At 73.0% G+C, this 21,668-nt stretch carries 19 protein-coding genes; 14 read left to right on the top strand and 5 right to left on the bottom strand.

What is annotated here, in order from left to right:
- Positions 1-67: 67 nt before the first annotated feature.
- The 5 genes from pheS to ACFYWG_RS30525 all read left to right on the top strand — a co-directional run bounded on the left by pheS (position 68) and on the right by ACFYWG_RS30525 (position 7,175).
- A complete protein-coding gene (gene pheS / locus ACFYWG_RS30545) occupies positions 68-1,189 on the top strand; it encodes a phenylalanine--tRNA ligase subunit alpha (protein WP_389204268.1) in 1,122 nt (373 codons plus the stop codon).
- Positions 1,189-3,702, top strand: coding sequence for a phenylalanine--tRNA ligase subunit beta (gene pheT, locus ACFYWG_RS30540; protein WP_389204267.1), 2,514 nt, complete (start codon positions 1,189-1,191; stop codon positions 3,700-3,702). Before pheS ends, pheT begins: the two co-directional genes overlap by 1 nt.
- 203 nt (positions 3,703-3,905) lie before the next feature.
- Positions 3,906-4,928 carry a PP2C family protein-serine/threonine phosphatase gene (locus tag ACFYWG_RS30535; RefSeq protein WP_389204266.1) on the top strand — a complete coding sequence of 341 codons (1,023 nt, stop codon included), beginning with the start codon at positions 3,906-3,908 and terminating at the stop codon, positions 4,926-4,928.
- Positions 4,929-5,181: 253 nt separating this feature from the next.
- A complete protein-coding gene (locus ACFYWG_RS30530; protein ID WP_376332622.1) occupies positions 5,182-6,522 on the top strand; it encodes a transcriptional regulator in 1,341 nt (446 codons plus the stop codon).
- A 107-nt stretch (positions 6,523-6,629) separates the two neighbouring features.
- On the top strand, positions 6,630-7,175 hold the full coding sequence (locus ACFYWG_RS30525; RefSeq protein WP_376332624.1) for an NUDIX hydrolase: 546 nt from the start codon (positions 6,630-6,632) through the stop codon (positions 7,173-7,175).
- 11 nt (positions 7,176-7,186) lie between these two features.
- Here the strand turns inward: ACFYWG_RS30525 and ACFYWG_RS30520 are convergent, their stop codons facing one another.
- Both ACFYWG_RS30520 and ACFYWG_RS30515 read right to left on the bottom strand, forming a co-directional pair.
- Positions 7,187-7,444 (bottom strand): hypothetical protein, encoded by a 258-nt coding sequence (locus tag ACFYWG_RS30520; RefSeq protein ID WP_383502006.1) that lies wholly within the window; start codon positions 7,442-7,444, stop codon positions 7,187-7,189.
- Positions 7,445-7,663: 219 nt separating this feature from the next.
- Positions 7,664-8,539: a 3-hydroxybutyryl-CoA dehydrogenase gene (locus ACFYWG_RS30515; protein WP_333934523.1), complete on the bottom strand. Its 876-nt coding sequence runs from the start codon at positions 8,537-8,539 to the stop codon at positions 7,664-7,666.
- Between the two features lie 173 nt (positions 8,540-8,712).
- On the opposite strand from ACFYWG_RS30515, the gene ACFYWG_RS30510 reads away from it, so the two are divergent.
- Positions 8,713-9,948: a glycoside hydrolase family 10 protein gene (locus tag ACFYWG_RS30510; RefSeq protein ID WP_376332628.1), complete on the top strand. Its 1,236-nt coding sequence runs from the start codon at positions 8,713-8,715 to the stop codon at positions 9,946-9,948.
- A gap of 9 nt (positions 9,949-9,957) precedes the next feature.
- On the opposite strand, the gene ACFYWG_RS30505 is transcribed toward ACFYWG_RS30510, so the two are convergent.
- Together ACFYWG_RS30505 and ACFYWG_RS30500 are read right to left on the bottom strand one after the other, a co-directional pair.
- Positions 9,958-10,158, bottom strand: coding sequence for a DUF1918 domain-containing protein (locus ACFYWG_RS30505; RefSeq protein WP_376332630.1), 201 nt, complete (start codon positions 10,156-10,158; stop codon positions 9,958-9,960).
- A 90-nt stretch (positions 10,159-10,248) separates the two neighbouring features.
- Positions 10,249-11,262 carry a DMT family transporter gene (locus tag ACFYWG_RS30500; protein WP_389204265.1) on the bottom strand — a complete coding sequence of 338 codons (1,014 nt, stop codon included), beginning with the start codon at positions 11,260-11,262 and terminating at the stop codon, positions 10,249-10,251.
- Between ACFYWG_RS30500 and ACFYWG_RS30495 the strand changes: the two genes are divergently transcribed.
- From ACFYWG_RS30495 to ACFYWG_RS30485, 3 genes are all read left to right on the top strand, one after another.
- Positions 11,261-12,697, top strand: a complete 1,437-nt coding sequence (locus tag ACFYWG_RS30495) for a PLP-dependent aminotransferase family protein (RefSeq protein ID WP_385417318.1) — start codon at positions 11,261-11,263, stop codon at positions 12,695-12,697. The genes ACFYWG_RS30500 and ACFYWG_RS30495 overlap by 2 nt on opposite strands.
- Before the next feature lie 40 nt (positions 12,698-12,737).
- Positions 12,738-13,178: a GNAT family N-acetyltransferase gene (locus ACFYWG_RS30490; protein ID WP_389204264.1), complete on the top strand. Its 441-nt coding sequence runs from the start codon at positions 12,738-12,740 to the stop codon at positions 13,176-13,178.
- A gap of 157 nt (positions 13,179-13,335) precedes the next feature.
- The gene (locus ACFYWG_RS30485; RefSeq protein ID WP_389204263.1) at positions 13,336-13,929 is read left to right on the top strand and encodes a histidine phosphatase family protein; all 594 of its coding nucleotides are present in this window, start codon (positions 13,336-13,338) and stop codon (positions 13,927-13,929) included.
- Here the strand turns inward: ACFYWG_RS30485 and ACFYWG_RS30480 are convergent.
- A complete protein-coding gene (locus ACFYWG_RS30480) occupies positions 13,911-14,351 on the bottom strand; it encodes a DUF6314 family protein (RefSeq protein ID WP_383502023.1) in 441 nt (146 codons plus the stop codon). The two genes, ACFYWG_RS30485 and ACFYWG_RS30480, sit on opposite strands and share 19 nt — an antisense overlap.
- 131 nt (positions 14,352-14,482) lie before the next feature.
- Here ACFYWG_RS30480 and ACFYWG_RS30475 point away from each other — a divergent pair, with 131 nt between their 5' ends.
- The 5 genes from ACFYWG_RS30475 (at position 14,483) to ACFYWG_RS30455 (ending at position 21,666) form a co-directional block, all read left to right on the top strand.
- A complete protein-coding gene (locus ACFYWG_RS30475) occupies positions 14,483-16,966 on the top strand; it encodes an alpha-L-arabinofuranosidase C-terminal domain-containing protein (protein WP_389204262.1) in 2,484 nt (827 codons plus the stop codon).
- A gap of 410 nt (positions 16,967-17,376) precedes the next feature.
- Entirely contained in the window at positions 17,377-18,405 is a 1,029-nt protein-coding gene (gene argC / locus ACFYWG_RS30470) for an N-acetyl-gamma-glutamyl-phosphate reductase (protein ID WP_376332641.1), read from the top strand.
- A complete protein-coding gene (gene argJ, locus ACFYWG_RS30465) occupies positions 18,402-19,553 on the top strand; it encodes a bifunctional glutamate N-acetyltransferase/amino-acid acetyltransferase ArgJ (protein WP_389204261.1) in 1,152 nt (383 codons plus the stop codon). The genes argC and argJ overlap by 4 nt, the downstream gene beginning before the upstream one ends.
- The gene (gene argB / locus ACFYWG_RS30460; RefSeq protein ID WP_389204260.1) at positions 19,550-20,470 is read left to right on the top strand and encodes an acetylglutamate kinase; all 921 of its coding nucleotides are present in this window, start codon (positions 19,550-19,552) and stop codon (positions 20,468-20,470) included. The genes argJ and argB overlap by 4 nt, the downstream gene beginning before the upstream one ends.
- Entirely contained in the window at positions 20,467-21,666 is a 1,200-nt protein-coding gene (locus ACFYWG_RS30455) for an acetylornithine transaminase (RefSeq protein WP_383502033.1), read from the top strand. Before argB ends, ACFYWG_RS30455 begins: the two co-directional genes overlap by 4 nt.
- Positions 21,667-21,668 lie beyond the last annotated feature (2 nt).

Genomic DNA, 21,668 nt, shown 5'->3' with positions numbered 1-21,668 from the left:
CCGTGACGAGCCGTCCATGAGTCGGTGACGGGGACCTTCAGCCAGCCAATCGGAAGCACGGGAAGAGATGTCGGCACCGAATAAGTCGTACGACCCTGTAGAGGTCGAGGCCTTGAAACCGGAAGAGATCGAGCGCATGCGGGACGAGGCGCTCGCCGCCTTCGCCGCCGCGGACTCCCTCGAAGCCCTCCAGGAGGCCAAGGTCGCCCACACCGGCGGCACCTCCCCGCTGGCCCTCGCCAACCGCGAGATCGGCGCCCTGCCCCCGCACGCCAAGGCCGACGCCGGCAAGCGCGTCGGTCAGGCCCGCGGCGCCGTCAACAAGGGCCTCGCCGCCCGCCAGGCCGAGCTGGAGGCGGACCGGGACGCACGCGTGCTGGTCGAGGAGGCGGTGGACGTCACCCTGCCCTACGACCGTGTCGCCGCCGGTGCCCGCCACCCGCTGACCACGCTGTCGGAGCGCATCGAGGACGTCTTCGTGGCCATGGGCTACGAGGTCGCCGAGGGACCCGAGGCAGAGGCCGAGTGGTTCAACTTCGACGCCCTCAACATCGGCCCCGACCACCCGGCCCGCGGCGAGCAGGACACCTTCTTCGTGCAGGGCCCGGACGGCGGCCCCGACTCCGGCGTCGTCCTGCGCACCCACACCTCGCCCGTGCAGATCCGCTCGCTGCTCGACCGCGAGCTGCCGGTCTACGTGATCTGCCCCGGCGTCGTGTACCGCACCGACGAGCTGGACGCCACGCACACCCCGGTCTTCCGCCAGGTCGAGCTGCTCGCCGTGGACGAGGGCCTGACCATGGCCGACCTCAAGGGCACGCTGGACCACATGGTCAAGGCCCTGTTCGGCGAGGGCATGAAGACCCGGCTGCGGCCCAACTTCTTCCCGTTCACCGAGCCGTCCGCCGAGATGGACATGGTCTGCTACGTCTGCCGCGGCGCGTCCGTCGGCAACCCGGACCGCCCCTGCCGCACCTGCTCCTCCGAGGGCTGGATCGAGCTCGGCGGCTGCGGCATGGTCAACCCGCGCGTGCTGCGCGCCTGCGGCGTCGACCCCGAGAAGTACAGCGGATTCGCCTTCGGGTTCGGCATCGAACGGATGCTGATGTTCCGCCACAACGTCGAAGACATGCGAGACATGGTCGAGGGTGACGTCCGGTTCACCCGGCCGTTCGGGATGGAGATCTGATGCGGGTCCCGCTTTCCTGGCTGCGGGAGTACGTCGACCTGCCGGCCACCGAGACCGGCCGTGACGTCCAGGCCAAGCTGATCTCGGCCGGTCTGGAGGTCGAGACGGTCGAGCAGCTCGGCCACGACCTCAAGGGCCCCCTCGTGGTCGGCCAGGTGCTGACCATCGAGGAGCTGGAGGGCTTCAAGAAGCCGATCCGCTTCTGCACCGTCGACGTCGGCCGGGCCAACGGCACGGGCGAGCCGCAGGAGATCGTCTGCGGCGCCCGCAACTTCGCCGTCGGCGACAAGGTCGTCGTCGTCCTGCCCGGTGCCACCCTGCCGGGCGGCTTCGCCATCTCCGCGCGCAAGACCTACGGCCGGAACTCGCACGGCATGATCTGCTCCAGCGACGAGCTGGGCATGGGCGACGACGGCACCAAGGGCATCATCGTGCTCCCGCCGGAGACCGAGGTCGGCCGCGACGCCGTCGAGCTGCTGGAACTGGTCGACGAGGTCCTCGACATCGCCGTCACCGCCAACCGCGGCGACTGCCTGTCCATCCGCGGCGTGGCCCGCGAGACCGCCATCGCCTACGGCCTGCCGCTGCGCGACCCGGCCCTGATCGACGTGCCCGCGCCCAACGCGTACGGCTACCCGGTGCGCGTCTCCGAGCCCACCGGCTGCGACCGCTTCACCGCCCGCACGGTGACCGGCCTCAGCCCCGAGGCGCGCTCGCCGATCTGGCTCCGGCGCAGGCTGCAGAAGGTCGGCATGCGCCCGATCTCGCTCGCCGTCGACGTCACGAACTACGTGATGATGGAGCTGGGCCAGCCCCTGCACGCCTACGACCGCTCCCTGGTGCAGGGCACCATCGGGGTGCGCCGGGCCGAGCCGGGCGAGAAGCTCACCACCCTCGACGGCGTCGAGCGCACGCTGGACGCCGACGACCTGGTGATCACCGACGACCGCGGCCCGATCGGGCTGGCCGGTGTCATGGGCGGCGCGAACACGGAGATCGCCGACCACGACGACGTGGAGAACGCCACCGCCGACGTGGTCATCGAGGCCGCGCACTTCGACGCGGTGTCGATCGCGCGCACCGCCCGCCGCCACAAGCTGTCGTCCGAGGCGTCCCGGCGCTTCGAGCGCGGCGTCGACCCGCAGGCCGCCGCTGCCGCCGCGCAGCGCACCGTCGACCTGCTGGTCCTGCTCGCCGGCGGCACCGCCGAGGCCGGAGTCACCGAGGTCCTCGCCCCGGGCGCCCCGCACACCATCACCCTGCCCGCCGACCACCCGGACAAGGTCGCCGGTGTCGTCTACGGCCGCGAGACGGTCGTCCGGCGGCTCCAGGAGATCGGCTGCGACGTGTACGGGCAGGACGAGCTCGTCGTCACCCCGCCGTCCTGGCGGCCCGACCTCACCGACCCGAACGACCTGGCCGAAGAGGTCATCCGGCTGGAGGGCTACGAGAACCTGCCCTCCACGCTGCCCAAGCCGCCGGCCGGCCTCGGCCTGACGGCCCGGCAGCGGCTGCACCGCCGCATCGGCAGGGCCCTGGCCGGCGCCGGCTACGTCGAGGCGCTGAACTACCCCTTCGTCAGCGAGCAGGTCTTCGACCAGCTCGGCCTGGAGGCGGACGACCCGGCCCGCCGCGTCGTGAAGCTCAGCAACCCGCTGAACGACGAGGAGCCCGCGCTGCGCACCTCGCTGCTGCCGGGGCTGCTCGCCGCGCTGCGCCGCAACGACGGCCGCGGCTCGCACGACCTCGCCCTGTTCGAGACCGGCCTGGTCTTCCTCCCGGGCGAGGAGCAGCGCACCGCCACCGTCCTGCCCGTCGACCGCCGCCCCTCCGACGCGGAGCTCGCCGAGCTGAACGCCGCGCTGCCCGAGCAGCCGCGGCACGCGGCCGTGGTCCTCACCGGAGCGCGCGAGCAGGCCGGCTGGTGGGGCAAGGGCCGTCCGGCGGACTGGGCCGACGCGGTGGAGGCGGCCCGGACCGTCGCCCGCGAGGCCGGTGCCGAACTGGTCGTCCGCAAGGGGCAGTACGGGCCCTGGCACCCGGGCCGGTGCGCCGAGCTGGCGGTCACCGTGGACGGTGCCGAGCGGGTCGTCGGCCACGCGGGCGAGCTGCACCCCCGCGTCGTCAAGGCGCTCGGCCTGCCCGCACGCAGCTGCGCGATGGAGATCGACCTGGACGCGGTGCAGGCGGCCGGTGACTCCACGGTGCAGGCGCCCAGGATCTCCACGTTCCCGGTCGCCACGCAGGACGTCGCCCTGGTCGTCGACACGGCCGTCCCGGCCGCCGAGGTCGAGGCCGCGCTGCGCGACGGTGCCGGTGAACTCCTGGAGTCCGTCCGGCTGTTCGACGTGTACGAGAACGACGAGCAGCTCGGTGCGGGCCGCAAGTCGCTCGCCTACGCCCTGCGGTTCCGCGCGGCCGACCGCACGCTGACCGTGGACGAGGCGTCCGCGGCCCGCGACGCGGCCGTCGCGCTCGCCGGTGAGCGCGTGGGGGCCGAGCTGCGCAGCTGAGGGCACCGCGGGACTGCGCGGCGGCGCCTTCGCCGGAGCCGGCCGCGCCGTCCCCCGCCCCTCGAGGGACCGGTCACCTCACTCTTTTGAGTGGTTGGACACGGTGATCCCGTCTTTTCGGGCGGACTGTCCCACAGAATCGGACCGGCCTTTTCGGGCCGGTCCGATTCCGTGTGTCAGGGGCCTGATGGGGGGCCGTCGGCATGATCCGCGTCAGGGGCCGGGTGCGTTGCCTCGGACTGCCGGTGGTGTGGGGCGCGGCAGCCGTCACGTACAAGCTCGCCTGTCCGCTCGCCCAGCAGTCCTCTCTTCCGGCGCGCATCCTCACCAGCGCCGTCTTCTTCGCGGTCGGCACGGGGCTGATCCTCCACGTGCGGCGGTCGCTGGCGCGTGAGCTGCGGCAGCTGCGCCGGGTGGCGGGCGCCGCGCAGAACGCGCTGCTGCGTCCGCCGCCGTCCCACGTCGACGGACTGGACGTCGCCGCCGCCCAGGTGTCGGCCGAACGCGGCGCGGCGATCGGCGGCGACCTGTACGAGGTCGCGGCCACCGAGTACGGCGTGCGGGCCGTGATGGGCGACGTCCGCGGGCACGGGATCGGCGCGCTGGGCACCGTCGCCGCCGTGCTCGGCTGCTTCCGCGAGGCCGCGCACGACGAGAAGGACCTCGGCGGTGTGCTGCGCCGGCTGGAGCGCGCCCTGGAGCGGCATCTGCGCCAGGAGCATCCCACCGGCGACCTCGAGGAGTTCGTGACCCTGCTGCTCGTGGAGATCCGGGCCGACGGCGCGATGCTCGCCCTGAACTGCGGCCATCCCTGGCCCTATCGGCTGAGGGGCACCGGGGTGGAGCACCTCGCGGCGGGTGACCCGTACCCGCCCCTGGGGCTGTTCCCGCTGCCGGACAGCGACCTGCCCACCGTCGGACTCGGACGGCTGCGCGCCGGCGACGGGCTGTTCCTGTACACGGACGGCGCCCAGGACGCGCGGGACGCCCGCGGCCGGTTCTTCCCGCTGCAGACCGTGCTGGAGAGCGCGGCACGGGACGCACCGCCCACCCCCCGCGCGATCCTCACCCGCGTCGTCACCGCCCTGCACCACCACACCCGCGGCGAACCGGCCGACGACATCGCCCTGTTGATCCTCACCAACAGCCGGGACGCAGCCCTCGGGGAGAGCGGCGCAGGCGACCTCGCGTCCGCCGCCGGCGACGCGCCCCTGGCACCGCGGTGAGGGCGGCGCCGGCGAGGCCGCCCGCCCCGCCACGGAGTGTCGGGCAGGCGGCGGGGCGGACGGCTCAAGCGGGCCGCCGCACTTTTCGAGGGGGAGCCGGCGGCCCGGCCGGCCTCTTTCGAGGCAACTCAGTCAACCGGTCCGCGACGCAGAGCGACAGTGCGCACACAGCCCGGATTCGGGTACTCCGTTCACACCCCGTGTGAACCCGGAGCCACTAACCTGACCGCACCGAGCCACACGGGGGGCCCACATGCAGCCCAACACTCTGCTCGACGCGATCCTGGACGAGGCCGGCATCTCCCACGCGGGACTGGCCGCCCACGTCAACCAGGCCGGACGAGCACGGGGACTGACCCTGCGTTACGAACACACCGCGGTCGCGCGCTGGCTGAAGGGGCAGCGCCCCCGGGGCCAGGTGCCCGACCTCATCTGCGAGGTGCTCGCCGGCCGGCTCCGGCGGCAGGTCACCCTCGACGACATCGGGCTCGGTGTGCCCGGCGAGCCGTCCGCCCCGCACACCGGCTCGCTGTCCGGCTTCGTGGAGCGGGCCACCGCGCTGTGGCGCTCCGACCAGCAGCAGCGGCCCCACATCCTGGGCGCGCCCGCCCTCACCGGCACCCCGGCCGTGATGCCGGTGTGGGAGTGGGAGAACCCGCCCGAGGACGTGGACGTCTCACGCGGCGGCCGGCACCGGGTCACCCCCGGCGACCTGGAGATGCTGCGGGCCGCGCGCACGCACTACGAGCAGATGTACCGCAAGGCCGGCGGCATCGCCACGCGCGCCCGGATCGTCGGCTTCCTCAACTCCGAGGCCGCGCCGCTGCTGCGCGGCAGCTACACCGACGAGACGGGCCGTCAGCTGCACCGGGCCACCGGCGGGCTGGTGGCGGTCGCCGGCATCTGCGCGTACGACTCCGACGCGCACGGGCTGGCGCAGCGCTACTTCCACCAGGCGCTGCGGCTGGCGAAGGCGAGCGGCGACCGCGGGCTCGGGGCGTACGTCATCGCCCTGCTGGTCAACCAGTCGCTGTTCATGCGGGAGTACCGGCAGGCCGTCGCCTTCGCGGAGGCCGCGCTGCGGGCCGCCGGCACGCACATCACCCCGGCGCTCGCCTCCGACCTGTACGCGATGCAGGCGAAGGCGTACGCGCACCTGGGCGACGGCACGAGCGCCCTGGCCCGCATCCGGCGGGCCGAGCAGGCCGCCGAGCGCATCCGGCGCGGCCACGAGCCGGACGAGACCGGCTATGTCCAGCCGGGGCTCGTCAACGTCCAGGTGGCGGAGGCGCTGCTGAGCCTGGGGGAGATCGCGGCTGCCGGGGAGCACGCCGCTGCCGCCGTCGACAACCCGGCGCACGACCGCGGCCGGGTGCACCGGCTGGCCATGCTCAGCACCATCGAGCTGCGCCAGGGCAACGCCGACAAGGCCGTCGCCATCGCGGTGCAGATGGCGGAGCAGGCCCGGGGCATGGAGTCCCAGCGGCTGCGCGACCGGCTGCGCGCGGTCCGGGAGCACCTGGTCCGCAGCGGGTGCGCCGGCACCTCCGAGGCGGCCGAACTGATCGACGGGGCGCTGCGCGTACCGCTGTAGAGCCGTGCGGCGGCCGCCCGCGCCGCTCCGAGCCGCTTCCCGTGCGCCTGCTGCCGGACTGTCCCTGCTGCGATATTGCCACTTACTCGATGGAAGGTGGCAGAACCGTGCAGTGGACGAAACACAACGAACAAACTGTGTACGCGAACCGCTGGTTCAGCGTCAATCTCGCCGATGTGGAACTGCCGGACGGCCGGCACCTGGACCACTTCCTCATACGGCTGAGGCCGGTCGCGGTGGCCACGGTCGTCAACGAGGCCAACGAGGTGCTGCTGCTGTGGCGGCACCGCTTCATCACCGACACCTGGGGGTGGGAGCTCGCGGCGGGCGTGGTCGAGGACGGCGAGGACGTCGCCCGGGCGGCCGCGCGGGAACTGGAGGAGGAGACCGGCTGGCGGCCGGGACCCCTGCGCCACCTGATGAGCGTGGAGCCGTCCAACGGGCTCACCGACGCCCGGCACCACGTGTACTGGGCCGACGAGGGCGAGTACGTCGGGCACCCCGTGGACGACTTCGAGTCGGACCGCCGGGAGTGGGTGCCCCTCAAACTCGTCCCCGACATGGTCGCCCGCGGCGAGGTCCCGGCCGCCAACATGGCGGCCGCGTTACTCCTGCTGCACCACCTCAGGCTCGGACACGACACGCTGCCCTGACCCGGCGCGGCCTAGCGCCCGAACGCCTGCCAGACCGCCACGACGAGGGCACCCACGGAGGTGAGCGCGGCGACCGCCGGCAGCGGCCAGCGCGCGTGTTCGAGCGAGTGGATCCGGGAGTTGAGGTCGTCGAGCTCCTTGGCGGTCTCCTCGGTGCGGTGACTGAGCAGGGCCAGCCCGCCTTCGACGCGCGCGTACGCCACGTCGAGGCGGCGTCGTAACTCTGCGAGTTCACCCTGGACGACGGGATGCTCGGGATCGACGGTCACGATTCCGCTCCTTTCCGTAGTCGCTTCACATCCCTTGCATGCGCATGAGGAGTCAACTCGCCTGGTGGGCGCCTGGGGAGAGTGTGCGGAGGGCATATGCGAGCCCGGCGCGCACACGGTGTGTGAATGCCGCGGGCCCGGCACCAACCAAGGTGCCGGGCCCGCTGTATGGCCGAAATCTGACCGTCCGTAACCGGCCTGCGGGCCGGGGCACGGGGGTCAGGAGTAGGTGTAGAAGCCCGAGCCCGTCTTGCGGCCGAGGCGGCCCGCGTCGACCATGCGCTGCAGCAGCGGGGGAGCGGCGTACAGCGGCTCCTTGTACTCCTCGTACATCGACTGCGCGACCGAGGCGACCGTGTCCAGGCCGATGAGGTCGGAGAGCTTGAGCGGGCCCATGGGGTGGGCGCAGCCCATCTCCATGCCGTTGTCGATGTCCTCGCGGCTGGCGATGCCCGTCTCGAACATCCGGATGGCCGAGAGCAGGTAGGGGATCAGCAGTGCGTTGACCACGAAGCCGGACCGGTCCTGGGCACGGATCGCGTGCTTGCCGAGCAGCTTCTCGGTGAACAGCTGGGCGCGGCTGATCGTCCCCTCGGAGGTGGTGAGGGCGGGGATCAGCTCGACGAGCTTCTGCACCGGGGCGGGGTTGAAGAAGTGGATGCCGATGACCTGGTCGGGCCGCGAGGTCGCCACCGCCAGCTTCACCAGCGGGATGGAGGAGGTGTTGGAGGCCAGGATGGCGTCCGGCCGGGTCACGACCTGGTCCAGCACCTGGAAGATCTCGGTCTTGACCTGCTCGTTCTCCACGACGGCCTCGATCACCAGGTCACGGTCGGCGAACTCGCCGAGGTCCGTGGTGAAGCTCAGGCGGGCCAGGGTGGCCTCCTGCTCCTCCTCGGTGATCTTGCCGCGCTCGGCTGCCTTGGCCAGGGAGGTGAACAGCCGGGTACGGCCGATCTCCAGGGCTTCGCCGGTGGTCTCGGCGACCATGACGTCCAGGCCGGCCCGGGCGCACACCTCGGCGATCCCCGCACCCATCTGACCGCAGCCCACGACTCCGACGCGTGCAATGTCTCCCGCTGGGATGTCCGTCACATCGTCCCTTTCGCTGCTGATCCACGACCGGCAGGCCGGCCGGGTCCCGGCGCCTGCTCCGTTCGTGCACGTTACCGCCAAGTATCGATGATCGATCGCGGGGGGCGGCTCAGGTTCGGGCATGCTGGGCCCGGAGCGATCCGCGACGGTGCGGATCCGCGGCATTTTGGGGCATGCGCATGGGACGAGTCTCACGCAGGGCGTTCGCCGTGGCGGCGCTGTCGGCTTTCACGATGATGCCTCCCGCGTCGGCCGCCGCCGGCCGCAGGGGCGGGGCGCCGGCCACCGAGATGCGGGGGGTGTGGCTGGCCACCGTGGCCAACCGGGACTGGCCGTCCAAGCCCGGCCTCGGCGCCGCGCAGCAGCGCTCCGAGCTGCTCGCCCACCTCGACACGGCCGTCCGCAACCGGCTCAACACCGTCTTCTTCCAGGTCCGGCCCACCGCGGACGCCCTGTGGCCCTCGCCGTATGAGCCCTGGTCGCAGTACCTCACCGGGACGCAGGGCAAGGACCCCGGCTGGGACCCGCTGGGCACGGCCGTCGAGGAGGCCCACGCCCGGGGCCTGAAGCTGCACGCCTGGTTCAACCCGTACCGGATCGCCGCCCACGCCGATCCCGGTCGCCTCGCCGCCTCCCATCCGGCCCGGGAGAACCCCGACTGGGTGGTCACGTACGGCGGGAAGCTCTTCTACAACCCGGGGATGCCCGAGGTCCGCGCGTTCGTGGAGGACGCGATGCTCGACGCGGTGGCCCGGTACCCCGTGGACGGCGTCCACTTCGACGACTACTTCTACCCCTACCCGGTGGCCGGCCAGAGCTTCGACGACGACGACGCCTACGCGGAGCACGGCGGTGGTTTCCCGGACCGGGCCGCGTGGCGGCGGGACAACATCGACCTGCTGGTGCGCGAGACGGCGGACCGGGTCAGGGAGCTGCGGCCGGGGACCGCGTTCGGCATCAGCCCCTTCGGCGTGTGGCGCAACGCCTCGACCGATCCGGCGGGTTCGGACACCCGGGCCGGGGTGGAGACCTACGACGACCTGTACGCGGACACCCGGACCTGGGTGCGCGAGGGCTGGATCGACTACATCGTCCCGCAGCTGTACTGGAACATCGGCTTCGCCGCCGCCGACTACGCCAAGCTGGTGCCCTGGTGGGCGGAGGTCGCGCGCGGCAGCTCGACGCAGCTGTACGTGGGGGAGGCGCTGTACAAGGCCGGCGACCCGGCGCAGCCGGCGGCCTGGCAGCAGCCGGCCGAGCTGTCCCGGCACCTGACGCTGGCGGCGCAGCACGCCCCGGTGCGCGGGCACGTCTACTTCGCCGCCAGGGACGTGGCGGCCGACCGGATCGGGGCGATGGCGAGGGTGGTGGCCGACCACTACGGGCTGCCGGCCGACCCTCCGCGCTGAGCCGCCGGATCAGGGACCGGTGGTGGTCTCCCGGTGCCGGATCTCGGTGTCGGGCCCGGGCGAGCACACTCCCTCGTGCCCGTCCTCGAACCGGACGCGGTACGGGGGACCGCCCTCGTCGCCGAGGACCTCGACGATCTCGCCGACCTTGTCGTGCTGGCCGACCACCCTGCCGTGCTGGACCAGCCGGTCGCCCACGGTTGCGCGCATCGGGATCTCCTCACGAGGTGTTGCAGCGGCGGTCCGCGGCCTGGGGGTCCGCGGCGCGGGTCCCCGCGGACGGGGGCCGTACGCCGTCCCTCAGCCGCGGGCCCGCTGTGTGACGGCGATGCACACCAGCACCGCCGCGGCCGTCAGCGGGGCGGCCACCGTCAGGTGCTCGCCCAGCAGCAGCACCGACCACACCAGTGTGAGCAGGGGCTGGGCCAGCTGCAACTGGCTGGCCTTGGGAATGCCGATGGCCCCCATGCCGCGGTACCAGACGACCAGCCCCAGGAACTGCGAACCGGCCGCGACCCACAGCAGCCCGGCCACGCTGTGGCCGGTGAGGTCCACCGGCTCCTGCGCCAGCGCGAGGGCGGCCACCGGCACCGTCAGGGGCAGGCACAGCACCAGCGCCCAGCCGATCACGTGCCACCCCGGCATGACCCGGGCCAGCCGGCCGCCCTCGGTGTAGCCCGCCGCGCAGACCAGCAGCGCCGCGAAGAGGTACAGGTCGGCGGTGGTCAGGGCGCCGCCGCTCTGCTGGACGGTGAAGGCCAGGACCACCGCCGCGCCCGCGAGGGCCGCGCACCAGAAGGTGCGGGAGGGCCGGGCGCCGACCCGGAACGCGGAGAACACCGCGGTGGTGAGCGGGAGCAGGCCCACCACGACGGCGGCGTGCGCGGTGGTCGAGGTCTGCAGTGCCAGCGTGGTCAGCAGCGGGAAACCGAGGACCACCCCGGCGGCGACGACGGCCAGCCCCGGCCAGTGGCGGCGGGCGGGCAGCGGTACCCGCAGCGCCAGCAGGGCGCCGCCCGCGATCACCGCGGCGAGGACGCTGCGCACGGCGACCAGCGACCAGGGCCCGAACCCCTCCAGGCCCCACGCGGTGGCGGGGAAGGTGAGGGAGAACGCGACGACGCCGAGCGCCGCCTGGAGGGTCCCAAAACCGGCGCGGTCCGCTCCCGGCTCCCGGCCGGGCCGTCCGCCTCCCGCGGCGGGACCGGCCGCCCGCACACCGGTGCCGGGCGGGGTCCCCCGGTGCCTCCTGCCGGAGGCCGATGTGTCGACCGCTATCCCGCTGTCCGCAGTAGCGCTACTCTCTGCTCTCATGCATGAGCGTAGCAGTGTGGGTGAACTGGCGGAACAGCTCCGGCGGGAGCTGGACCGCTACTCGCCAGGTGGAAAGCTCCCGTCCAGCCGGGCGCTGGTCGAGCGGTTCCGGGTCAGCCCGGTCACCGTCTCCCGCGCCCTGGCGCAGCTGGCCGCCGAGGGGCTGGTGGTCACCCGCCCCGGCGCCGGAGCATTCCGCGCCCAGGCCCGTACGGCACCCGCCCCGGCCGGGGACACCTCCTGGCAGGAGGTCGCCCTCAGCGCGGAGGGCGCCGCCGACCTCGTGCCGCGCTCGGTGGACGCCTCCGGGGTGCTGGTCTCCCTGGCCGCGCCGCCGCCGGGCGTGATCGAGTTCAACGGCGGCTACCTGCACCCCTCGTTGCAGCCCGAGCGCGCGATGGCCGCCGCCCTCTCGCGGGCCGGCCGCCGCCCGGGGGCGTGGGGCCGGCCGCCCATGGAGGGACTGCCCGAGCTGCGGGAGTGGTTCGCGCGCGGCATCGGCGGCGCCGTGACGGCCGCCGAGGTGCTGATCACCTCCGGCGGGCAGTCCGCGCTCACCACCGCCCTGCGCGCCCTCGCCCCGCCGGGCGCCCCCGTCCTGGTCGAATCGCCGACCTACCCCGGCATGCTCGCCATCGCCCGCGCCGCGGGACTGCGCCCGGTGCCGGTCCCGGTGGACGCCGACGGTGTCCGCCCGGCCCTCCTCGCCGACGCCTTCCGGGCCACCGGCGCCCCGGCCTTCGTCTGCCAGCCCCTCTTCCAGAACCCCACCGGCGCCGTCCTCGCGGCCGGGCGGCGCGCCGAGGTGCTGCGCATCGCCCGCGAGGCCGGGGCGTTCGTCGTCGAGGACGACTTCGTGCGGCGGCTGGTGCACGAGGACTCCGGGCCGCTGCCGCGCCCGCTGGCGGCCGACGACCCCGACGGTGTCGTCGTCCACGTCTCCTCCCTCACCAAGGCGACCTCGCCGAGCTTCCGGGTGAGCGCCCTGGCCGCCCGGGGCCCGGTACTGGAGCGGCTGCGGGCCATCCAGGTCGTCGACACCTTCTTCGTGCCGCGCCCCCTGCAGGAGGCCGCGCTCGAACTCGTCGGCTCGCCCGCCTGGCCCCGCCATCTGCGGGCCGTCTCCGCCGCGTTGACGGCCCGCCGGGACGCGATGACCTCCGCCCTCGCCCTGCACCTGCCCGAACTGACCCTGGCGCACGTGCCGTCCGGCGGCTACCACCTGTGGCCGCGCCTGCCCGACGGCACCGACGAACCGGCGCTGGTGGCGGCCGCCCTGCGCACCGGCGTGGCCGTCACCCCGGGCCGCCCGTACTTCAGCGCCGAGCCCCCGGCCGCCCACCTGCGCCTCAGCTTCGCCGCCGTCGCCGGCACCGGTGAGATCGCGGAGGGCGTACGGCGGCTGCGGGCCGCCTGCGACGAGGCGCTCGGATAACCCCTCGACGCGCCCTCGCACGGCCTGCGAGCATCGCGCCATGAACGCCACCGCGCCCCTGCCCGAGGGCTACGAGATCTCCACCGACCCCGCCCGCGTCGACCGTGAGCGGGTGCACCGGTGGCTGTCCACCGACGCGTACTGGGCACTGGGCCGCCCGCGTGACCAGCAGGACCGCGCGATCGAGGGCTCGCTCAACTTCGGCGTCTTCGACACGGCGTCGGGGGAGCAGCTCGCCTACGCCCGGGTCGTCACCGACCGGGCGACCTTCGCCTGGCTCTGCGACGTGTACGTCGACCCGTCGGTGCGCGGCAAGGGCATCGGCGGCGCGCTGGTGGGTGCCGTGCGCGCGCAGGCGCAAGAGTTCGGCGTGCGGCGGGTGCTGCTCGCCACGCACGACGCCCACGAGGTGTACGCCCGGCACGGCTTCGCGCCGCTGGAGCGGCCCGAGCACTGGATGGCGCTCGTCCTCAGCCGGTGACGGCCTTCAGCCCGTCACGCCCTTCGCGGGGTCGGGGCCGCCCAAGGCGTGTCCGGTGACGGAGTGAGGGGCGGCGCTTCGTGAACGTCGATGTACCCTCGGTAACTGGCGGACAACACCTCTTGACCTGCGCACTTGCTGCGCTCACGATCGCCGCATGTCACTTCGGGTCACGTTCGTCGCCGCCGCGCGCAGCTCCCTGCCGCCGGCCGAGCGCTTCGAGGACGACCGGCCGCTGGACCAGGCCGGCTGGGGCGAGGTGGAGCGGGTGGCCCCGCAGCTGCTGCCGCTCGCCGCGGCCGACCTGCGCTACTGCTCACCGGCCCCGCGCAGCCGGGCGACGGGTGAGGGGCTCGGCTACGCGCCGCTCGTCCAGCTGGGCCTGCGCGACTGCGACATGGGCCGCTGGCGCGGGCTCACCCTGGGCGAGGCGATGGCCCGGGAGCCGGAGGCGGTGGACGCGTGGCTCACCGATCCGCGGACCGCACCGCACGGCGGGGAGTCCCTGGTCGACTTCGTCTCCCGGATCGGCGGCTGGCTCGACACCCGGCCGGTGGAGGACGGCTGCCGGGTGGTGGCGGTCGCCGAGCCGTCCGTGATCCGGGCCGCCCTGGTGTACGTGCTGAAGGCGCCGCCCTCGACCTACTGGAACATCGACGTCCGGCCGCTGTCGACGACGTCCGTGACGGGCCGGGCGGGTCACTGGCACCTGCGGTTCGACGGGGCCTCCGCTCAGCGCTCGCGCGCGTAGTCGGTGCGCAGGACGAGGTCCTTGGCGGGGCCGCGCACCCGCCACACGGTGTGCCAGTGGTCCGCGTCGCGGACGGTGAACTCGCCGCGGTAGAGGTCGGCCGAACAGGGATGGTCGGCGAGGTGCCGCCCCGGCCTCAGGTCGAGGTCGTGGAAGGGCCGCCCGTCCGCGAACCGGACGTCCGCCGTGCCGTGCGGACCCGGCAGGAACCGCAGCGTCCGCTCCGCGGGCCGGGTGACGCCGTGCCAGGTGAAGGTGCCGGACTCGTGGTGCAGCAGCCCGCCCCCCTCCAGGGCGCCGAACGCGGTGGTCCCGGCGAACTCCCCTTCCGCGCCGCTCGCGAGATCGCGCACGGTCCGCGACACCCGCCACCGCCCGGCCAGATACGCCAGTGCGTCCGGCACCGGCCAGAACTCGCCCATCCCTGACCGCTCTCCGTCCCGTCCCGTGCTGCGCGACCCATTGACGCGCTCCAGCCCCCTCCCTATCTTGCCGTTCGAAGTGCTGATCAGCGTCCGATATCTCGAACCCCCCACCGAGTCGCGGAGTATCCATGCCACGCACCGCCCGCACGCGAGGGAGAGCGGGCCTCACGGCCACCGCCCTCCTGACGGCAGCAGCCCTCGTGCCGGCCCCGGCGCACGCCGAGGACGTCACCGACTACGCGATCACCGTCGACCCCTCCGCCCGGGGCGCGACCATCGACGACACGATGTACGGCGTCTTCTTCGAGGACATCAACCGCGCCGCCGACGGCGGCCTGTACGCGGAGCTGGTGCAGAACCGGTCCTTCGAGTACTCCACCGCCGACAACGGCTCGTACACGCCCCTGACCTCCTGGACGGTCGCCGGCACGGCCGAAGCCGCGGACGACTCGGGACGGCTCAACGAGCGCAACCGCACCTACCTCTCCCTGGGCGCCGGCTCCTCCGTCGCCAACACGGGCTACAACACCGGCATCCGGGTCGAGCAGGGCAAGAAGTACGACTTCTCGGTGTGGGCCCGCGCCGGGGGCGGCAGCACGCTCACCGTCTCGCTGAAGGACGCCGCGGGGAGCCTGGCCACCGCCCGCCAGGTCGCCGTCAGGGGCGGCTGGGCGAAGTACCGGGCCGCCTTCACGGCGACCCGCACCAGCAGCCGCGGCCGCCTCGCCGTCGCCGCCTCGAACGCCGCCGCGCTCGACATGGTGTCGCTGTTCCCGCGCGAGACCTACCGGAACCAGGCCAACGGCCTGCGCAAGGACCTCGCCGAGAAGATCGCCGCCCTGAAGCCGGGCTTCGTGCGCTTCCCCGGCGGCTGCCTGGTCAACACCGGTTCCATGGAGGACTACAGCGAGGCGAGCGGCTGGCAGCGCAGGCGCAGCTACCAGTGGAAGGACACCGTGGGGCCCGTCGAGGAGCGCGCCACCAACGCCAACTTCTGGGGCTACAACCAGAGCTACGGCCTCGGCTACTACGAGTACTTCCGCTTCTCCGAGGACATCGGCGCCATGCCGCTGCCCGTCGTCCCGGCCCTGGTCACCGGCTGCGGCCAGAATCAGGCCGTCGACGACGACGCCCTGCTGCGGCGGCACATCCAGGACACCCTCGACCTCATCGAGTTCGCCAACGGCCCGGCGACCTCGACGTGGGGCAGGGTCCGCGCGACGATGGGCCACCCCGAGCCGTTCCGCCTGACCCACATCGGCGTCGGCAACGAGGAGAACCTCCCGCGCGAGTTCTTCGCCCGCTTCGAGAGGTTCCGGGCCGCCATCGAGGCGAAGCACCCCGGCATCACGGTCATCTCCAACTCCGGCCCGGACGACGCCGGCACGGTCTTCGACACCGCCTGGCAGCTCAACCGCGAGGGCGGGGTCGACATGGTCGACGAGCACTACTACAACAGCCCGGCCTGGTTCCTGCAGCACAACGACCGCTACGACTCCTACGACAGGAACGGCCCCGCGGTCTTCCTCGGCGAGTACGCCTCCCAGGGCAACGCCTGGAAGAACGGCCTGGCCGAAGCGGCCTACATGACCGGCCTGGAACGCAACGCGGACGTCGTCAAGCTCGCCTCCTACGCCCCGCTGCTCGCCAACGAGGACTACGTGCAGTGGCGCCCCGACATGATCTGGTTCAACAATCGGGCCTCCTGGAACTCGGCGAACTACGAGGTCCAGAAGCTGTTCATGAGCAACACCGGCGACCGGGTGGTGCCGTCGAAGGCCACGACCACGCCGGGCGTCAGCGGCCCGATCAGCGGTGCCGTCGGCCTGTCCACCTGGGCGACCAGCGCCGCGTACGACGACGTGAAGGTCACCGCGGCCGACGGCGCGGTCCTGCTGGACGAGGACTTCTCCGGTGACGCCTCGCGGTGGAGGCACAACGGCACCGGCAGCTGGAGCGTCCGGGACGGCCAGTACGTCCAGACCGACGCGGCGGCCGAGAACACGATGGTCACGGCGGGCGACCCGGCCTGGAAGGACTACGACCTGCACGTGCGCGCCACCAAGAAGTCCGGCCAGGAGGGCTTCCTGATCGCCTTCGGCGTCCAGGACACCGGCAACCACTACTGGTGGAACCTGGGCGGCTGGAACAACACCCGGTCGGCCGTCGAGCAGTCCGTGGACGGCGGCAAGAGCACCCTGCTGACCCAGCCCGGGTCGATCGAGACGGGCCGCGCCTACGACATCGACATCCAGGTGCGCGGCCGCCAGGTCACGCTGTTCCTCGACGGCGAGGAGTGGGGCCGCTTCACCGACGACAGGCCGGCCGAGCCGTTCCGCCAGGTGGTGACCCGCGACGACCGGACCGGCGACCTGATCGTGAAGGTCGTCAACGCCCGGCCGGCCGAGGCCCGCACGGCCGTCGACCTCGGCGGCGCCCGGGTCGCCTCGACGGCCCGCGTGACCACCCTGGCCGCCGGCCAGGAGGCGGTGAACACGGAGACGGACACGCCGGTGGCCCCGGTGACGTCCACCTTCCGGGGCGTGGCGGACCGGTTCACCTACACCTTCCCGGCGAACTCCGTGACGTTCCTGAGGATCGGACGGAGATGAGCGAGCCGTGGCCGCGCCCCCGCGCCGACGGCCACGCCGCACCGTCAGCCGCCGGCCGGGACGCTCTCCGTCCCGGCCGGCGGCCGCACGGCCGCCAGGCGGTCCGCCTCAGGCCGGTCGGTCGCAGGCCCGTCCGTCTCAGGCCGGTCCGCTCCGGTGGCACAGGACGCAGCCCTCCCGGTGGGGCAGCCCGCTCGGCACCCGGACGCATTCCCCGGCGGCGCCCGGTTCGTGCGGGGTCGCACCCCGGTCCAGCTCGGCCACATCGCGTCATCGCCGGCCCGGAAGACATTGCCCATGGCCGGAGCGTACGCATCGCCGCCGAGGGGCAGGATCGGCGAGGGCCGCGGAACAGGATTGCATAAACCTGCGGCGAAACGTATAGTCATGCCCCCTGAGGAGGAGGTGCCATGACGGTACGAGCGGCAGTGGCCGGGGCGAGTGGGTACGCGGGCGGGGAACTGCTGCGTCTGCTGTTGGCACATCCCGAGGTCGAGATCGGCGCCCTGACCGGCAACTCCAACGCCGGGCAGAGGCTCGGTGCGCTCCAGCCGCACCTGCTGCCCCTGGCCGACCGGGTGCTCCAGGAGACCGCTCCGCAGGTGCTCGCCGGTCACGACGTCGTCTTCCTGGCGCTGCCCCACGGGCAGTCCGCGGCCGTCGCCGAGCAACTCGGCCCCGACGTGCTGGTCGTCGACATGGGCGCCGACTTCCGGCTCACCGACGCCGCCGCCTGGGAGACGTTCTACGGCTCCCCGCACGCCGGAACCTGGCCCTACGGCCTTCCCGAACTTCCGGGTGCCCGCCTCGCGCTGGAGGGGTCCAAGCGCATCGCGGTACCCGGTTGCTACCCGACCGCCGTCTCCCTGGCCCTCTTCCCAGCGTACGCCGCCGGGCTCGCCGGGCCCGAGGCGGTGATCGTCGCCGCGTCCGGCACGTCCGGCGCGGGCAAGGCGCCCAAGCCGCACCTGCTGGGCAGCGAGGTCATGGGCTCGATGTCCCCGTACGGGGTCGGCGGGGGGCACCGGCACACCCCCGAGATCACCCAGAACCTCAGCGCGGCCGCCGGGCAGCCGGTCACCGTGTCCTTCACCCCGACCCTCGCGCCGATGCCCCGCGGCATCCTCGCCACGTGCAGCGCCAAGGCCGCCGACGGGGTCACGGAGGAATCGCTGCGCGCCGTGTACGCCAAGGCCTACGCCGACGAGCCGTTCGTGCACCTGCTGCCCGCGGGGCAGTGGCCCGCCACGGCGTCCGTCCACGGTTCCAACGCCGTTCAGGTGCAGGTCGCACACGACGAGGCCGCCGGGCGGATCATCGTGATCAGCGCCATCGACAACCTCACCAAGGGCACCGCGGGCGGTGCCGTCCAGAGCATGAACATCGCCCTGGGTCTCGACGAGACCACCGGGCTTTCCACGATCGGAGTCGCACCGTGAGCGTCACGGCAGCCAAGGGATTCACGGCGGCGGGCATCGCCGCCGGGATCAAGGAGAACGGCAACCCGGACCTGGCCCTCGTGGTCAACAACGGGCCCCGCCGTGCCGCCGCCGGCGTCTTCACCTCCAACCGCGTGAAGGCCGCGCCGGTCCTGTGGTCCGAGCAGGTGCTCAAGAGCGGCCAGGTCTCCGCCGTCGTCCTCAACTCCGGCGGTGCCAACGCCTGCACCGGCCCCAAGGGCTTCCAGGACACCCACGCCACCGCCGAGAAGGCCGCCGAGGTCCTCGGCCGCGGCGCCATCGAGGTCGCCGTCTGCTCCACCGGCCTCATCGGCGTGCTGCTGCCCATGGACAAGCTGCTCCCGGGCGTCGAGACGGCCGCCGCCCAGCTCTCCGAGCACGGCGGCGAGAAGGCCGCCATCGCCATCAAGACCACCGACACCGTCCACAAGACGGCCGTCGTCACCCGGGACGGCTGGACCGTCGGCGGCATGGCCAAGGGCGCGGGCATGCTCGCCCCCGGCCTCGCCACGATGCTCGTCGTCCTCACCACCGACGCCGCCGTCGACGACACCGGGCTGGACGAGGCGCTGCGCGCCGCCACCCGCACGACCTTCGACCGGGTCGACTCCGACGGCTGCATGTCCACCAACGACACCGTGCTCCTGCTCGCCTCGGGAGCGGCCGGAGTGACCCCCGCCCAGGACGAGTTCGCCGAAGCCGTACGGCAGGTCTGCGACGACCTCGGGCAGCAGCTCATCCGGGACGCCGAGGGCGCCAGCAAGGACATCAAGGTGGAGGTGATCAACGCGGCCAGCGAGGACGACGCCGTCGAGGTCGGCCGCTCCATCGCCCGCAACAACCTCCTCAAGTGCGCCATCCACGGCGAGGACCCCAACTGGGGCCGCGTGCTCTCGGCGATCGGCACGACGAAGGCCGCCTTCGAGCCGGACCAGCTGAACGTCGCCATCAACGGCGTCTGGGTGTGCAAGAACGGCGGCGTCGGCGAGGACCGCGAGAAGGTGGACATGCGCTACCGCGAGGTGCACATCGTCGCCGACCTCGCCGCCGGGTCCGAGACCGCCACCATCTGGACCAACGACCTCACCGCCGACTACGTCCACGAGAACAGCGCCTACAGCTCATGAGCACACCGACGCGCAAGCACACCGCGCTGCCCAAGGCGCAGATCCTCATCGAGGCCCTGCCCTGGCTGGTCCGGCACAACGGCAAGACGGTCGTAATCAAGTTCGGCGGCAACGCCATGGTGGACGAGGACCTCAAGGCCGCCTTCGCCCAGGACGTCGTCTTCCTGCACCACGCCGGCCTCAAGCCCGTCGTCGTGCACGGCGGCGGACCGCAGATCAGCGCCGCACTCGACCGGCACGGCATCGTCAGCGAGTTCAAGGCCGGACTGCGGGTGACCACCGAGGACGCCATGGACGTCGTACGCATGGTGCTGGCCGGGCAGGTGCAGCGCGAGCTGGTCGGCCTGCTCAACCGGCACGGGCCGCTCGCCGTCGGCCTGACCGGCGAGGACGCCCACACCATCAGCGCCACCAAGCACCAGCCCCGGATCGACGGCGAGTCGGTCGACATCGGGCGGGTCGGCGAGATCACCGCGATCGACACGGGCGCCATCGAGGCCCTGCTCGCCGACGGCCGCATCCCGGTCGTCTCCTCGATCGCCCGTTCCCAGGACGACAGTGATGCGGGACATGTCTACAACGTCAATGCTGATACGGCGGCTGCGGCACTCGCTGCTGCACTGGGCGCCGAAACCCTCATGGTCCTCACGGACGTCGAAGGACTCTACGAGGACTGGCCCCGCAGCGACGAGGTGATCAGCCGCCTCACCGCCTCCGAACTGGAACGCCTGCTGCCGGACCTGTCCTCCGGGATGGTGCCGAAGATGGAGGGCTGCCTGCACGCCGTACGCAACGGCGTCACCACCGCCCGCGTCATCGACGGCCGCGTCCCGCACTCGATCCTGCTGGAGATCTTCACCGACGAGGGCATCGGCACGATGGTCGTGCCCGACGAGCCGAAGGGGGACGCCGTATGACCGCCCAGCAGGAGTACGCCCAGCGCTGGCAGGGCGCACTCATGAACAACTACGGCACCCCGCTGCTGCCCCTGGCACGCGGCGAGGGCACCCGGGTCTGGGACGCCGACGGCCACGCGTACCTCGACTTCGTCGGCGGCATCGCCACCAACGCCCTCGGCCACGCCCACCCGGCGGTCGTCGAGGCGGTCGGCCGGCAGATCGGCTCCCTCGGCCACATCTCCAACTTCTTCATGGCCGAACCCACCGTCGCCCTCGCCGAGCGGCTGCTGCGCCTGTTCGGCCGGGACGGCAGGGTCTTCTTCTGCAACTCCGGGGCCGAGGCCAACGAGGCCGCCTTCAAGATCGGCCGCCTGACCGGGCGGACCCACGTCGTGGCCACCGAGGGCGCCTTCCACGGGCGGACCATGGGCGCCCTGGCGCTGACCGGCCAGCAGGGCAAGCGGGAGCCGTTCCTGCCGCTGCCCGGGGACGTCACGCACGTGCCGTTCGGCGACGCGCAGGCGCTGGCCGCGGCGGTCACCGAGGAGACCGCACTGGTCGTCCTGGAGCCGATCCAGGGCGAGCTGGGTGTCGTCGTCCCGCCCGCCGGTTACCTCAAGGCCGCCCGGGCCATCACCGCCGCGACCGGGGCGCTCCTGGTCCTGGACGAGGTGCAGACCGGCATCGGCCGCACCGGGCACTGGTTCGAGTACCAGGCCCATGAGGGCGTCCTGCCCGACGTCGTCACCCTCGCCAAGCAGCTCGGCGGCGGACTGCCGCTCGGTGCGACCGTCGCCTTCGGCCGGGCCGCCGACCTGTTGCGGCCCGGCCAGCACGGGACGACCTTCGGCGGCAACCCGGTGGCCTGCGCGGCCGGGCTCGCCGTGATCGACACCATCGAGAACGAGGGCCTGCTGGAGAACGTCAAGCGGCAGGGCGAGCGGTTGCGGGACGGAATCGAGGGCCTGGGCCACCCGTTGATCGACTTCGTCCGGGGCTCGGGGCTGCTCCTGGGTATCGTGCTCACCGAGCCGCTCGCGCCCCAGGTGCGCCAGGCGGCTCAGGAGGCCGGATTCCTGGTGAACGTGCCCGCCCCCGACGTCGTCCGGCTGATGCCGCCGCTCAACCTCCGCGACGACGAGGCGGACGCGTTCCTCGGAGCACTGCCCGGCATCCTGGACACAGCCAGCGGGGACGGACGAACCGGGGAATGAGA

The organism is Streptomyces sp. NPDC003456, assembly GCF_042878735.1.
GTDB lineage: Bacteria > Actinomycetota > Actinomycetes > Streptomycetales > Streptomycetaceae > Streptomyces.
This window is presented reverse-complemented; position numbering and strand designations above follow the sequence as displayed.